Here is a 13,497-nt window from a genome sequence, read left to right as displayed (position 1 = left end):
ACACGACATTGCCGTCCGAGCGGCCCTGACCGCTCCAGCCAGAGCGCCATGGTCGCCACTCCGATCTCCAGCCGAGGTGAGTGTGTCGAGTTCCTTCCCCGTCTTCGATCCCGCGTCGACCCTCGCGCAGCCCCTGTTCGAGGTCACGCGCCTGACGTTCTGGCTGGGAGGCGCCGTTTTCCTGGCCGTGGCCGGACTGTTGTGGTACCTGATGTGGCGCTACCGCCACCGCGGCGCGGACGGTGAACCCGCCCAGGTGTTCGGGAATGCCGCCGACGAGTGGGGCTGGATCGCCGGTGCGGCGCTGCTTGTGGTGGGGCTGCTGGTGGCTACCGTACGCGCGGCGGCGGCGGCGTCCCCAGCCACCGGCAGCGGGGCGCCGGACGTGTACGTGACGGCGCACCAGTGGTACTGGTCGTTCCGCACCCCGGACGGTGCGCAGTCCACCGGCGAGCTGCACATCCCGGCCGGACGCCGCGTCCTGCTCGACCTGACCAGCATGGACGTGATCCACGATTTCTCCGCGCCGCAGCTGGGCCGCAAGATCGATGTGATTCCTGGCCAGCACGCGCGGCTGTGGATCGAGGCGGGCGCGCCGGGCCGGTACAGTGGTGCCTGCAACGAGTTCTGCGGCGCGCAGCACGCGTGGATGCGCTTCACGGTGGTCGCTGAGGATCCCGCCGCCTATGCCGGTGGCGCCGCGAAGCGCGCCGCTCCCGCCATGGCCGTCGCGGACACAGGCGCCCGGCGTGGAGAGGCCACCTTCCGACAGGTGCAGTGTGGCGCGTGTCACCTGGTGCGTGGACTGTCGTCCAGCTTTCCGCACGCCGGCGCCCTTGGCCCTGAACTCACGCATTTCGCATCGAGCCCGACCATCGCCGGGGGCGTCCTGACGAACACCCCCGCGCACCTGCGCCACTGGCTGGCTGACACCCAGGGCATCAAGCCCGGCGTGCACATGCCCACCCTGCCCCTCACGGACGCCGAGATCGGCGATCTCACCACCTATCTGGAGGCCCTCAAGTGACCGACGCCCCCGCCGTGTCCCGCCCGCTCGCCCGCTCCGCGCGACCGTGGGACGTGCTGACCTCCACGGATCACAAGAGTATCGGCCTGACGTACATGGGCGCGGCCGCCGTGTTCCTGGGGCTGGGCGGCCTGGAAGCGCTGGTCATGCGCGTGCAGCTCGCCGTGCCCGGCAACCGCCTGTTGTCTGGCGAGACCTACGACCGCTTCCTGACCATGCACGGCACCACCATGATCTTCTTCGTGCTGCTACCGTTGCTGCTGGGCTTCACGAACTACCTTCTGCCCCTGCAACTCGGCGCGCGCGACATGGCCTTCCCGCGCCTGAACGCCCTGAGCCTGTGGTTGTTCGTCGGCGGCGGCGTCCTCCTGTACCTCAGTCCCTTCACCGGCGCGCCCTCGCAGGGCTGGTTCAGCTACGCGCCCCTGAGCGAGACGGGCTTCACGCCGCAACGAGGCGTGGATCTGTGGTCCGCCGCGCTGATCGTCAGCGGCTACGGCACCACCCTGACCGGTGTGAACGTCCTGGTGACCGGGGCGCGGCTGCGGGCCCGGGGCATGCTGTTCAAGCGCATGCCCATGTTCGCCTGGATGACGTGGGTCAACGGCTTCATCATTCTGTTCGCGCTGCCGTGCCTGACCGCCGTGCTGCTGATGCTGGAGGTCGACCGCCTGCTCGGAGCCGGGCTGTTCACGCGCGGCGATCCGGTGCTGTGGCAGCACTACTTCTGGTTGTTCGGCCACCCCGAGATCTACCTGCTGATCCTGCCGGCGTGGGGCCTGATCAGCGAGATCATCCCGGTCTTCTCACGCAAGCCGATTTTCGGCTACGAGTTCGTGGCGTGGTCGACCGTTGCCATCGCCTTCCTGAGTTTCGCTGTGTACGCCCACCACATGTTCGCCGTCGGCCTGGCGTGGCCGGTGGAACTCGCCTTCGGCATGAGTTCGATGTTGATTGCCATTCCGACCGGGATCAAGGTCTTCAACTGGCTGGCGACCATGTGGAAGGGCTCGGTGCGCTACACGCTGCCGATGCTGTACGCCGCGGCGTTCATCGTGCAGTTCACCTTCGGTGGCGTGACCGGCGTGAGCTTCGCCGTGGTGCCCATCGACTGGCAGCTGACCGACACCTACTACGTGGTCGCGCACTTCCACTACGTGCTGTTCGGCGGGTCGCTGTTCGCGGCGCTCGCGGGGCTGCACTACCTGTACCCGAAGATCACCGGCCGCTTCCTAAACGAGCGGCTCGGCCGCTGGGGCTTCTGGCTGAATGTGGTCGGCTTCAACGGCGTGTTCCTGGTGCAGCATCTGCTGGGCCTGATGGGCATGCCCCGGCGCGTGTACACCTACCCGGATCTGCCCGGCTGGGGGATCCTGAACCTGATCTCCACCGTGGGCGGGTTCATCCTCGGGATCGGCCTGTTGGTGCTGCTCGTGAACCTGATCCGCTCGCGCACGCACGGCGAGGTGGCCGGACGCGATCCGTGGAACGGCTGGACGCTGGAGTGGCTCACGCAGAGCCCCCCTGCGGAGGGGAATTTCGCCCTGCTTCCGCCGCTGCACTCGCGCCGCCCGCTGTGGGATCTCAAGCACCCCGACGACATGGATCACGTGCGGCCAAGGCGACATGACAAGCAGGGCCACGGACACATCCGCGAGGAGGAGCGTGGTCACCGGTGACCGGCGCCCCTGCGACCGCCATCCCGTCCGACCGGATGTCACGCTCCCACCTGGGCATGATCGCCTTCCTGGCGAGCGATACCGTCATGTTCCTGCTTCTGATTATCTCGAACGTGTACCTGCGCCGCACGGGCGCGGCCAGCGGACAGGACCTGCTCGACCCGGCGCGCATGCTGGTGTTCAGCGCGCTGCTGTGGGGCTCGAGTGGCACGCTGCTCCTGGCCGAGCGCGAGCGTCAGGCGGGACGCCGTGGCGGCGCGGCGGCGCTGTACGTCGTGACTGCCCTGCTGGGCGCGGTCTTCGCCATCTCCCAGGGCCTGGAGTGGCGGCATCTGAACGCGGTCGGCGGCACGGTCGGGGCCAGCCTGTTCTACGCCACCTTTTACACCGCGACTGGCCTGCACGGCCTGCACGTGCTGCTGGGCCTGCCGGTGCTGCTGGGCCTGGGCGTGCTCAGTGCGCGCGGCCTGATCGGGCCCCGCGCGCCGGGTGTCGCCGCCGCCGCGCTGTACTGGCATTTCGTGGACGCCGTGTGGGTCGTGCTGTACCTAGTGTTCTACGTCTGGAGGATGACATGATCGTGTGGCGGGTAGCGGCGCCGCTGCTGTCCCTGACCGCGGCGGCACTGTACGCCATGGGACGCATGCCGGGTCACATGCTGGCGCACCTGATCCTCTCGCTGCTGGTGCCGGCCGCACTGCTCGCTGCGCGGCCCGACTGGCGGCCCCGCGTGCCCGCCCTGGCGGGGTTCCTGGCGCTGGCGACCGTGACGGTCGTGGCCCACCTGCCCCGCGTCATGATGGGTGCTCAGGCGGCCCCCGCCCTCCTCGCGGTCGAAGGCGGGCTGTTCTTTGCGGCCGGCCTGCCCTTCGCGCTGGTGGTGTGGCGCGCGGACGTGGCCGCCCTGGTGGTCGTGGTCGCACAGATGGCGGTGTGCGCCCTAACTGGCGCGTGGGTCGCCTACGGCGGGATGGGTTCAGGCGCCGCCGCCGCCGGCACGTTGATGTGGGTGGGCGGCGGCCTGCTGTACATGACCGCCGGCCTGATTGTGGTGGCCCGGTTGGTGGGTCGCGAAGGGGACGAGACTCCTCCGGAGGTGCGGCATGTCGCGTGACCTGAACACCACCACGCCCACACAGCCCGACGATGCCGATCCCCGTCAGCATCCAGCGCAACCGTCCAGCCCGGCCCTGCGGCCCGGTGACGACTGGCACCCCCCAGAGGAGTTGCCGCACGTCCGCCACACCTCCGCACCGCTGATCACGGCGACGGGAATCACGCTGATCGCGCTGGGCACCGTATGGCCCAGCTGGGGCGTTGCGGTGTTGGGTGCGCTCGCCGTCCTGGTGGGGGTGTGGCTGTGGGTGCGTGAGGGCGTGGCCTCCTGGCGGGCGTGGCTGGACGCCTCGGCGGGAGAGCGGCCATGACGCGCCTGTGGATCTGGTGCAGCGTGACGGCGATCCTGGGCGGCGGCGTTGTGCTCGGGGCGCTCGGCCAGGCACCGGCGTCAGTTCCGACGCCCGCGCCGCGTCCGGTGCCGGCCGCCGTGCCGGCGACGACCCGCATGGACGCTGGCGACCTGCAGGTTCGGCTGGGGTGCGCCACCTGTCACGGCGCCCAGGGACGCTCCCCACTGTCGAACATCCCGGTGCTGGCCGGGCAGCGTCCGGAGTGGCTGGAGGCGCGCCTGAAGGCCTTCCGCAGGCAGGGTGCACGGAACGGCAGCGGGATCATGCCGCGGTATGCCGCGAACCTGAAGGACGCGCAGATTACCGCGCTGGCACGCATGTACGCGGCCGACCCGACCCCCCCCGCGACCCGCCCGCCGGCTGACAGTGACCTGGTGGCCGGTCAGACCCTCTACGTGCGCGGCCGCCCAAGGGATCGGGTGATCGCGTGCGGAACCTGCCACACCGACGCGGGGACCGGCACGGCCACGCCGCTGATTCCTGCGCTGCGTGGACAACACGCTGGATACGTCACCTACCGCTTGAACGGGTACCGGGCGCTACCGGTCACCACCGCCGACGGACAGGCAGGCCCGCAGGCCATGCGCACCGTCGCGCGGAGCTTGAGCGACGCGGACATCCGTGCGGTCGCCGCGTATGTCGAGGCGATGCCCGCCCGGAGTCTGCCGTGACGCGCTGGACGGCCCCTGCGGCCCTGCTCGGCGTGCTCGCCGCAGCCGGTGGCCTGATGTACGCGCTGCGGCCCGCCACGGTGCCGGAGCAGCCCATGCCCGCCGGGGAGCCCACGCGCGGCAAGACGCTGATCGGCGCGTACTACTGCGAGAGCTGTCACGGAGGAAAAGGGCAGCCGACCAACGCGGACATTCCCAACCTCGCCGGGCAGCAGGTGGCCCTGCTGTACAAGAACATGCTGCGCTTCCACCATGGGCAGGGCAACATCCCGGATGTCCGCGTGACCAGCATGATCAATGTGTTCCAGAAACTCGACGTGCAGCAGATCGCCGATATGGCCGTGTACCTCGCCGCGCAGAAGCCCGTGGGCGCGTGGCCGTCGGTGGGCAGCGCGGACGTGGCCGCCGGGCAGCGCCTGTACGACCACGGTGAGCCGGCGCGCGGCGTGATCGCGTGCGCGGTCTGCCACGGCGACACAGCACGCGGCGACCCGCAGCGCGGCACGCCCTCGCTGTTCCATCAGAGTCCCGGCTACGCGATGTCGTACCTGCGCACGGTACGGGCTGCCCCGCCGGGCGACCAGCCTGGTCAGAACGCCATGCACGTCATCACACAGCCGCTCACCGACGACGAGCTCAAGAACGTCTCCGCCTACGTCGCCTCCCTGACCCCGCAGAAGGACACGCCATGATCCGATCCTCCACCCGCCTGACCCGCAGCGTGTTCATGCTGACGCTGTGTACCGTTGCCCTGGCGCAGGGAGACCCGCAGCACGCGCCTCCCTTCACGCCCAGTACGCAGACCTTCAGCGCGGTGGCCAGCACGTCCACGCCCACCGACGCGCAGCTCACCGATCCGGCCACCACGGACTGGCCCACCACCGGACGCGATCCGGGCAGCCAGCGGCACTCCCCGCTGAAGCAGATCACGACGGCGAACGTCGCCACGCTGAAGAAGCTCTGCACGCTCGACCTGCACCTCTCCACGACCTTCGAGACCAGCCTGGTCGAGGTGGGCGGCACGCTGTACTTCACGACGCCCAGCGGCACGTACGCGGCTGACGCCACAAACTGCAAGGTCATCTGGCACGAGGAGTACAGGTACCAGGATCCCATCGTGTACCCCGCGCAGCGCGGGGTGGCCGTGTCGCAGGGCCGTGTGATGCGCGGCGCGCCCGACGGGCACGTCCTCGCCTACGACGCGAAGACCGGCAAGCTTCTGTGGAACGCGCACCTCGTCGATTCGACCAGCGGGGCCTTCGTTCCCGCCGCGCCCATCGCGTTCGACGGCAAGCTGCTGATCGGCACGGCCGGCGGCGACTGGGCCGCGAACGGCTACATCACGGCCCTGGACATCCGCACCGGCAAGGAACTGTGGCGCTTCAATGCCATCCCACAGGCCGGCGAATTCGGTGCGGACACGTGGCCCAATGACCAGGCGCGCGAACACGGCGGCGGCGCCAACTGGACGTCCGTCAGCCTGGATGCGGCGACCCGGACGCTGTACGTCCCGCTCGGGAACCCGCAGGCGGATCTCAACGGCGGGAACCGCGCAGGCGCGAACCTCTTCAGCGATTCCGTCGTCGCCCTGGACATCGACACCGGCAAGCTCAAATGGTACGTGCAGCAGCTCGCGCACGACGTGCATGACTGGGACACCAGTGCCGCCCCCGCCCTCTACAGCCGTGCCGGCAAACCCTATATGACGCTGGGCACCAAGGCCGCCGACCTCTTCATCTACGACCGCGCCACACACAAGTTGGTGTCGAAGACCCCGGTGTCCACGCAGCTGAACACCGGCACGCCGCCCGTCGAGAAAAACCCGCAACGCACCTGCCCCGGCATGAACGGCGGCGTGGAATGGAATGGCCCGGCCTACCACCCGGGGCTGGCACTGATCTACATCAACACCGTCGACTTCTGCGCCGCATACACACTCAAACCGGGAAAACTGATTCCCGGGATGTTCTACTTCGATGGCAGCGCCACCTTCGATCCACCCGGCAAGGCCAGCGGCTGGACCTACGCCGTCAACGCCGCAGACGGCTCGGTTGCCTGGAAGGTGCACCAGAAGACCCCGATGCTCTCGGGCCTCGCCTCCACGGATGGCGGCCTGCTCTTTACCGGCGACATGAACGGCGAAGTGCAGGCCCTCGACGCGAAGACCGGCAAGGTGCTGTACCGCGACCAGACGAAGGTCGCCATCCTGGGCGGCATCATCACGTACCTTGCCGGCGGCAGGCAGTACGTCGCCGTCGCCGCCGGTGGCACGTGGACTGGGCCGCTCCCGAAGCCCAGTGGGAACCGTGTCGTGCTGTACCGCCTGCCGTGACGATCCATGGCATTCCTGCCGCGCTCCTTGTAAGGGAACCTGACCACCCATTCGGAGGACCGACATGAATGGGCCCATGAACGCCCCGACATCTGGCGAGCAGTCGATGAAGCGGAGCATGCCGATGAAGAACCACTACGGGCGGTTTGTCGCCATGATCGTCACGTCCACGGTGGTCATGTACGGCCTGATGTACCTCAACACCTATCAGCTCGACCACGTGTACTTCAGTCAGACCCGGATGTGGATGGCGCTGTACATGGGCGCGGTGATGGCCGTGATCATGCTGGCGTTCATGCAGGGGATGTACCGCAACCGGCGTGTGAACGCCGGCATCTTCGCGGCGAGCGCCGTCCTGTTTGGACTGGGGCTCTACCTGGTGCGGTCGCAGGCGACGGTAGGCGACGTGGCCTACATGAAGGCGATGATCCCGCACCACTCGATCGCGATCCTGACGAGCTCGCGGGCGCACATCAGCGATCCCCGGGTTCGGAAGCTGGCCGACGGCATCATCGCCACGCAGGAGCGCGAGATGAAGGCATTGATCACCGACCTGAACCGCAGGTAACGGCCGGGATGCAGTCAGCGGTCGGCGTCCATGACGCCGCGCCTGCTGGCACACGTCTGATGTCATGGGCATCGCGCCGGCAGGGCACTGGCCACGTGCAGAGGCTGGCCGCCCGACCCTACGGCGTCGCGTGGGCGAGCACGCTCATCTGTGGGGTTGAAGGAAGCCAAAGGCGTCTGCACACGCCGCATCCCCGCGTACGGCGCCGACGGCCACATCTCGGCGCCGTCTCAAACCCGATGACTCCTCCGGCGCCCAGGTCGATGTCTCAGCACGCCGAATACCGGCGCCCTGGCGTCACGAGAGTGATCGCATCGCTGCTCGGCACGGCGCTGAGGACGTGAGTGGAACTAGATCCCTTGAATGCCCAGTCCTCCTTCACCCGGCTGGCGCCCTGGCACGTCCGCGGCGCCGCGCGGCAGAACCTATGACGCGATCGGCCCGTTGGGTGGAGGGCAGTGGTGCATGGGGACTGTGGTTAGCCTTTGCCGCTGACCGGCGCCAGCCCACCAGACGATGGCACCCGATGGCCTGACGAATCACTCCGGCGGAAGCCCCAGATCGGCGTGCAGGCACTTGCTGTACAGGTGCTCGACGCAGTCGTCGATGGAGTCAAAGTAGCGGCGCTGGCCGTGGGCGCCGTGCATGACCGAGGCGCGCCACACCGGGGTGTGTGGCAGCGTGGCCGGCTCGTGCCACACGCGCAGGACGAATATGCGCCCGCCGCGCTCCGGAATGGGCGGAAACGGCGATGTAGGATCGGGACTGGTCACAGGAATTCCTCCAAGGCGGGTCAGGCTGCCGGACTGGGCTCCTCGCCCAGACGGTGCGTTCGTTCTCCGCAGCGCGTGCCGAGGAACGTGCCCCGAGTCTGCCCGGCTGGGCATGGCCACAGGATGATGCCGCTTGTGCGGAAGTGGCCCTCACGCCCCCAGAGAGCCGGGGCTCGCAGCGTGGTTGTGCCACAGGGCGGCGAGTTCCGCCTGGCCGGTTTGCTCGTACGCGGCCGCAGCCTCCAGGGCGTACCCGGCGGCCTCGGCGGGGCGGTACGCGTGGTGGGCGGCCTCGGCGGCGCGGGCGAAATATGGCGCGGCCTCGCGTACGTCCCCGCCAGCGTGCCAGTGGCGGGCGACGCGGGCCGGGGGGGCGTGCTGGGCGGAGAGCGTGCGGGCGGCCGCGCGATGCAGCAGTCGCCGGATCGGGCCAGGCGTTGCCGCGAGCACCGCGTCGGCCACGAGGTCGTGCTCGAAGGCGGCGCCGCGCATGACCTGCGCGCCTTCCAGTTCCTCCCACGCGTCCATGGTCGCCAGCAGCGGCGTACCGAGCACCTGCGCGACAAGATCCACGTCGAAGTCACTGCCGAGCACCGCGGCGGCCCGCGCGGCGTGCAGGGCCGCCGGTGACAGCCGGGCGAGCCGGGCGGCTGTGATCCTGCCCGCAGCGGGCGGCAGGGGCAGCGAACCGTCTGGGGTGGCGGGCACGCCGTGCAGGCTGCGGGCGGCCTCCAACAGCAGCTGGGGGTTGCCGCCGGTGTAGCGACCCAGCGTGTCGGCCAGGGAATCCGTGTGAGCACCGGGGGCGGGCAGGTCGAGGGCCGCCACGAGCGCTTGCACGGCCTCCCCGGACAGGGGGGCAAGCTCGATCACGCGGATCAGGCCGCTGCCGACCATCGCGTGCAGCACGCCCTGCTGCGCGGGATTCAGGCCGCCCGGCCGCGCACAGTGGATGGTGCGATACGGCGCGTCCGGCCGGCCCCAGCCGAGGTGGGCGAACACGAAGGCCCCCGCCTCGATGCTCGCGTCGTCCATGAACTGTACGTCGTCGAACACCATGCGGCGCAGGCCCGCCGCGATGGCCGCACCCAGCACCTCGGTCTTCGCGTGCCAGAAGTGGTGGGTCTGCACCTCGTCCGTCAGCGGTGGCGGCGCGTCGCCCAGCTCCGGGAGGATGCGGGCGAGTTCCGGGCGCACCCACGCGGGCAGGGTGACGTCTGGGAAGGCGTGCAGCACCTGCCGGTACGTGCGGGCGTGCGTGGCGTACGGCAGGCCGCGGTCGCCCACGCAGCCGCGAAAGCGCATGCCTCCCCCATGCGCCTCCAGGAACTCCAGCGCGAGGCGCGTTTTGCCCACGCCTGCCTCGCCGAGCAGCACGACGCCCTGACCTGCGGCCCATGCGGCCTCCATCTGCGCCCACTCCGCCTCCCGGCCGACCAGGGGGGGCCGGCCCACCCGCTGCGCAAGGGACGGCACCGGTGTGGGCGGCGCCGCGCTGACCGTGCCGCGCTCGATGGCGTGGGCGAGGGCCTGCGTCTCGGGGAGCGGCTCGTGCTCCAGCGCGGCCCGCAGGCGCGCCCGGCCCTCCCCGTACACGGCCAGGGCGTGAGCCGGGTCGCCGAGCAGATAGCGCAGGCGCATCTCGCGGCGCAGGGCGTCCTCGGAGAGGGGATCGACGGTGCGCAGTTGGGCGACCACGTCCAGCGCCGCCGCCCACGCGCCCCCGTCTTCCAGGCGCTGCGCTTCGGCGCGCCAGCGGGCGGCACGTTCCCCATCCAGCCGCTCGCGCCAGGCGAGCAGCCAGTCGTGCAGTTCCGGCAGCTCGGGCCACGTGACGCCGGCCAGCAGTTCCCCCACCCCCAAGTCCGCCGTGGCGTCCACGCGCACGTCCGGGCTCAGCGTGAGAGGATCACCCGACACCACCACCTCCGCGCCGAGCGCGGTGTGCAAACGGCGCAGCGCGTGCACGAGGTTATTACGGGCGGTGCCCTCAACGGTGTCGGGCCACAGCAGGCCGGCGAGCCGGCTGCGCGGGGCCGCGCCCTCCAGCGCCACGTACGCGACGAGGGCGAGGGCCTTGCCGCCCAGGGGGTGTGCGCGTCCGTCTGGGCCGCGCAGTGTGGGTGGCCCGAGCAGGTTCAGCCGCCACGCGCCGGGAAGAGAATCCTCACGCATGGCTCATGCTACCCGGAGGTCGGGGCGCGATTCAGGGCAAGGGCGGCGCGGCGGGCCGCCTCCCGCCCGGGTTCGTCGCCGATCGAAGCGTAGGCCGTGGCCGCGGCTTCAAAGGCGGCCACAGCTTCCCCGGGCCGGAGGGATGCGCCAGCGGCCTCGCCGGCACGCATCCACCACACGGCCGTCTGCGAGGCGTCGCCAGCCGCCTGCCAGTGTCGCGCCACCCGCCCCGGATGCCCGCCGTACCGGGCCAGAGTGCGCGCCGCCGCTCGGTGCAGCACCGTCCGGACGGTGTCCGGCAGGCCTGCGAGCACCGCCTCGCGCACCAGGTCGTGACTGAAGCGCTCTCCGACGACCACCTGCGCGGCCTCCAATTCCTCCCACGCGCCCGCGAGGTCCGGGAGGCCAAGGCCCAGCAGCTCGCCGAGCAGTTCCAGCGTGAACTGGTCGCCCAGCACCGCCGCGCCGCGCGCCACCTGGAGCGCCGCGCCCGACAGGCCCGCAAGACGCTTCTCCACCAGCGGAAATACCCCCTCAGGGCGACTCAGGTGGTCGTCCACCCGGAACTCGCCGCTGCGGAACATATGGCGCAGGGCCTCCAGTACAAACTGCGGGTTGCCGCCCGTGACCTCGTGTAGGGCGGCCGCGAGCGCCGGGTCGCCGGCAGGCACGTCCAGCGTGGCGAGCAGCTCGCGCGTGGCGTCCACGTCGAGTCCGTCCAGCTCCACGCGCGCGGCCACGCCGGCGTCGACCAGGGCGTCAATGCGCGCCTGCGTGTGCGCGCTCAGCGTGCCGCTCCGGTATGTGATGACGTGCCGGGGCACCTCGCCCGGCTCGCCCGGCGCCCGGCTCTGGGTCAGGAAGAACGCGCCCAGCTCGACGGTCGCCGCATCGTAGTACTGCACGTCGTCGGTGATCACCGCCGCGAACCCCGGCGCGGTCAGCCGCACGAGTTCCAGGTGCGCCAGGTAGTAGTGCAGGCGCGCCGCCTCCGAGTCGATGGGCGAGGGGGGCGCGCCCGACCAGAGTTCTGGCAGCACGCGCGACAGTTCCCGCCGCGCCCAGTCCGGCAGCGCCGCGTCTGGGGTCGCTGCGAGGCGCGCGCGGGCGTTGTGCGCCGCCGCCGCGAAGGGCACGTCCTGCGCGCCCGCATGGCCTGGCAGGAACAGCGCCCGGCCGCGGCTCGCCACAAATTCCTGCGCCAGCCTCGTCTTGCCGACCCCCGCGTCGCCTGTCACGTAGATCGTCTGGCCCGCCGACCACGCGGCCTCCAACTGTGCCCAGGCGTCCGCGCGGCCCACCAGCACCGGCGGGCGCAGCACCCCCAGCGGCAGCGCCGCTGCCGGCCGCGCTCCCGCCAGGGCCTCGCCACGCTCGATCTGGCCAGCCAGCTCCAGCGTCGGGGCGTCCGGGCGAGTGCCCAGCTCGCGCGCCAGGATCTCACGGCCACGTGCAAAGGCCGCCAGGGCCGCTGGACGGTCACCTGCCAGGGCGTACAGGCGCATTACCCGCCGCAGCGCGTCCTCGGACACCGGGTCGAGATCAAGCAGCTGCCCGGCCATGCGCAGCGCCGCCGTCCACTCGCCGCCATCCTCTGCCGCCTGCGCCGCGTGCGCGAGCCGCGCCCGCCGCCGCGCGTCGAGTTCCTCCCGCCACGCCTCCAGCCACTCCTCGACTTCCGGCAGATCGTCCACGTCCACGCCGTCGAGCAGGGTTCCCGCCGGCACCCCGGCGTCCGTGCTCGACGGTTCCAGCAGCGCGCGGGCGTCCACGCGCAGGCCGTGCAGGGCCAGCACCTCCTGGCCGTCGATCACGGCCACGCCGCAGCGACGGGCGGCGCGCCGCAGCAGGTGCACCAGGTTGTTGCGCCTCGCACCGCCGGGCGTGTCCGGCCACAGCAGCGCGGCCAACGTGGCGCGGGGAGTGGGGCCCTCCAGCGCCACGTACGCCAACAGCAGCAGGGTCTTGCGCTCGGGCCGCCACGTGCGCCCGTCCGGCGCGCGCAGCGCCGGAGGGCCGAGCAGCGTCAGCGCCCAGGGCAACTCATCCGACATGGGTGCGGGCAGTCTATCAAGCCACAGACACGGATCGCGACATCCTTGGGTTGCCCTCCGTTTGTGGTCACGATGATCTCCGTGCGCTCGGAGCCGGCCTGGGCGGTCGCTTCGGGGATCCCGCTGCTCCTGCCCACCTCGGCGCCGGTAATCGGATCGCAGTACTCGATGGGCAACACTGACGTGGTGGGCGACTCGCCCAGGAATTCGGCGAGCAGCGCCTCCCCGACCGCGCTGCCGGGGTCCGGAGCGCCGCCCTGCGCGGGGCTGACATGTCGCCGCAGGCGGCCAGGCCGAGGATCACGGCGAGAGCGGACAGGGTGACTTTCAGGGCGTGCAGGATGGGCTTCTTCCACTCCGTACTCGGGCGTGCTGACACGCAAGAGGGGGCATGGCTGCGGCATGGCACCCCGCAGGAGCGCCGGCGGAAAGCCCGCACTGCCCACCGCCTCAGCGGCGCCGGGCTCGTGCATCCACCCACCCCGCCAGCGACCACACCAAGCCGGCCAGGCTCAGCAGGGCGCACCCCGCGACCGCCCAGACGGACCAGCCGCAGCCCACGCCGTACAGGGCCACCAGAACGAGCAGCAGCCCGCGTGGCAGGGGATGAAGGAGAACCAGCAGCAGGGCTCGCAGGCCCAGGTCGATCAGGACGTCCATGACGCCACGGTGCGCCGGAGGGCGTGACTCCTGCGTGACGCGGCCTCGCCACTGCAGGGCGTGCCATCCGTCAGCCATTCACCCCCGGC

The 13,497-nt window shown here is 70.8% G+C and carries 13 protein-coding genes; 9 read left to right on the top strand and 4 right to left on the bottom strand.

Annotated features, from left to right (window positions below; translation table 11 throughout):
• Nucleotides 1-82 precede the first annotated feature (82 nt).
• The 9 genes from coxB to E7T09_RS00900 all read left to right on the top strand — a co-directional run bounded on the left by coxB (nucleotide 83) and on the right by E7T09_RS00900 (nucleotide 7,746).
• A complete protein-coding gene (gene coxB / locus E7T09_RS00940; protein WP_136387276.1) occupies nucleotides 83-1,027 on the top strand; it encodes a cytochrome c oxidase subunit II in 945 nt (314 codons plus the stop codon).
• On the top strand, nucleotides 1,024-2,706 hold the full coding sequence (locus tag E7T09_RS00935; protein ID WP_240741550.1) for a cbb3-type cytochrome c oxidase subunit I: 1,683 nt from the start codon (nucleotides 1,024-1,026) through the stop codon (nucleotides 2,704-2,706). Before coxB ends, E7T09_RS00935 begins: the two co-directional genes overlap by 4 nt.
• Nucleotides 2,703-3,284: a cytochrome c oxidase subunit 3 gene (locus E7T09_RS00930; protein ID WP_136387275.1), complete on the top strand. Its 582-nt coding sequence runs from the start codon at nucleotides 2,703-2,705 to the stop codon at nucleotides 3,282-3,284. Before E7T09_RS00935 ends, E7T09_RS00930 begins: the two co-directional genes overlap by 4 nt.
• On the top strand, nucleotides 3,281-3,820 hold the full coding sequence (locus tag E7T09_RS00925) for a hypothetical protein (RefSeq protein WP_136387274.1): 540 nt from the start codon (nucleotides 3,281-3,283) through the stop codon (nucleotides 3,818-3,820). Before E7T09_RS00930 ends, E7T09_RS00925 begins: the two co-directional genes overlap by 4 nt.
• Nucleotides 3,810-4,133, top strand: a complete 324-nt coding sequence (locus E7T09_RS00920) for a hypothetical protein (RefSeq protein ID WP_136387273.1) — start codon at nucleotides 3,810-3,812, stop codon at nucleotides 4,131-4,133. Before E7T09_RS00925 ends, E7T09_RS00920 begins: the two co-directional genes overlap by 11 nt.
• Complete coding sequence (locus tag E7T09_RS00915) at nucleotides 4,130-4,846, top strand: c-type cytochrome (RefSeq protein ID WP_136387272.1); 717 nt, start codon at nucleotides 4,130-4,132, stop codon at nucleotides 4,844-4,846. The genes E7T09_RS00920 and E7T09_RS00915 overlap by 4 nt, the downstream gene beginning before the upstream one ends.
• Complete coding sequence (locus tag E7T09_RS00910; protein WP_136387271.1) at nucleotides 4,843-5,538, top strand: c-type cytochrome; 696 nt, start codon at nucleotides 4,843-4,845, stop codon at nucleotides 5,536-5,538. Before E7T09_RS00915 ends, E7T09_RS00910 begins: the two co-directional genes overlap by 4 nt.
• Nucleotides 5,535-7,178 (top strand): PQQ-binding-like beta-propeller repeat protein, encoded by a 1,644-nt coding sequence (locus E7T09_RS00905; RefSeq protein ID WP_136387270.1) that lies wholly within the window; start codon nucleotides 5,535-5,537, stop codon nucleotides 7,176-7,178. Before E7T09_RS00910 ends, E7T09_RS00905 begins: the two co-directional genes overlap by 4 nt.
• A gap of 124 nt (nucleotides 7,179-7,302) precedes the next feature.
• The gene (locus E7T09_RS00900; RefSeq protein ID WP_136387269.1) at nucleotides 7,303-7,746 is read left to right on the top strand and encodes a DUF305 domain-containing protein; all 444 of its coding nucleotides are present in this window, start codon (nucleotides 7,303-7,305) and stop codon (nucleotides 7,744-7,746) included.
• A 539-nt stretch (nucleotides 7,747-8,285) separates the two neighbouring features.
• Here the strand turns inward: E7T09_RS00900 and E7T09_RS00895 are convergent.
• The 4 genes from E7T09_RS00895 to E7T09_RS00880 form a co-directional block, all read right to left on the bottom strand.
• Nucleotides 8,286-8,519: a hypothetical protein gene (locus E7T09_RS00895; protein WP_240741549.1), complete on the bottom strand. Its 234-nt coding sequence runs from the start codon at nucleotides 8,517-8,519 to the stop codon at nucleotides 8,286-8,288.
• Between the two features lie 150 nt (nucleotides 8,520-8,669).
• Nucleotides 8,670-10,694 (bottom strand): AAA family ATPase, encoded by a 2,025-nt coding sequence (locus E7T09_RS00890; RefSeq protein WP_136387268.1) that lies wholly within the window; start codon nucleotides 10,692-10,694, stop codon nucleotides 8,670-8,672.
• Between the two features lie 8 nt (nucleotides 10,695-10,702).
• Nucleotides 10,703-12,748 (bottom strand): AAA family ATPase, encoded by a 2,046-nt coding sequence (locus E7T09_RS00885; RefSeq protein WP_136387267.1) that lies wholly within the window; start codon nucleotides 12,746-12,748, stop codon nucleotides 10,703-10,705.
• 450 nt (nucleotides 12,749-13,198) lie between these two features.
• Nucleotides 13,199-13,408, bottom strand: a complete 210-nt coding sequence (locus E7T09_RS00880) for a hypothetical protein (protein WP_136387266.1) — start codon at nucleotides 13,406-13,408, stop codon at nucleotides 13,199-13,201.
• Nucleotides 13,409-13,497 lie beyond the last annotated feature (89 nt).

The organism is Deinococcus sp. KSM4-11, from assembly GCF_004801415.1.
GTDB lineage: Bacteria > Deinococcota > Deinococci > Deinococcales > Deinococcaceae > Deinococcus.
This window is presented reverse-complemented; position numbering and strand designations above follow the sequence as displayed.

What these genes read in the sequence shown, in the direction of transcription:
- E7T09_RS00885 (WP_136387267.1), bottom strand. Translation starts at nt 12,748, where the DNA reads ATGTCGGATGAGTTGCCCTGGGCGCTGACGCTGCTCGGCCCTCCGGCG.
- E7T09_RS00915 (WP_136387272.1), top strand. Translation starts at nt 4,130, where the DNA reads ATGACGCGCCTGTGGATCTGGTGCAGCGTGACGGCGATCCTGGGCGGC.
- E7T09_RS00900 (WP_136387269.1), top strand. Translation starts at nt 7,303, where the DNA reads ATGAAGAACCACTACGGGCGGTTTGTCGCCATGATCGTCACGTCCACG.
- E7T09_RS00880 (WP_136387266.1), bottom strand. Translation starts at nt 13,408, where the DNA reads ATGGACGTCCTGATCGACCTGGGCCTGCGAGCCCTGCTGCTGGTTCTC.
- E7T09_RS00905 (WP_136387270.1), top strand. Translation starts at nt 5,535, where the DNA reads ATGATCCGATCCTCCACCCGCCTGACCCGCAGCGTGTTCATGCTGACG.
- E7T09_RS00920 (WP_136387273.1), top strand. Translation starts at nt 3,810, where the DNA reads ATGTCGCGTGACCTGAACACCACCACGCCCACACAGCCCGACGATGCC.
- E7T09_RS00925 (WP_136387274.1), top strand. Translation starts at nt 3,281, where the DNA reads ATGATCGTGTGGCGGGTAGCGGCGCCGCTGCTGTCCCTGACCGCGGCG.
- E7T09_RS00890 (WP_136387268.1), bottom strand. Translation starts at nt 10,694, where the DNA reads ATGCGTGAGGATTCTCTTCCCGGCGCGTGGCGGCTGAACCTGCTCGGG.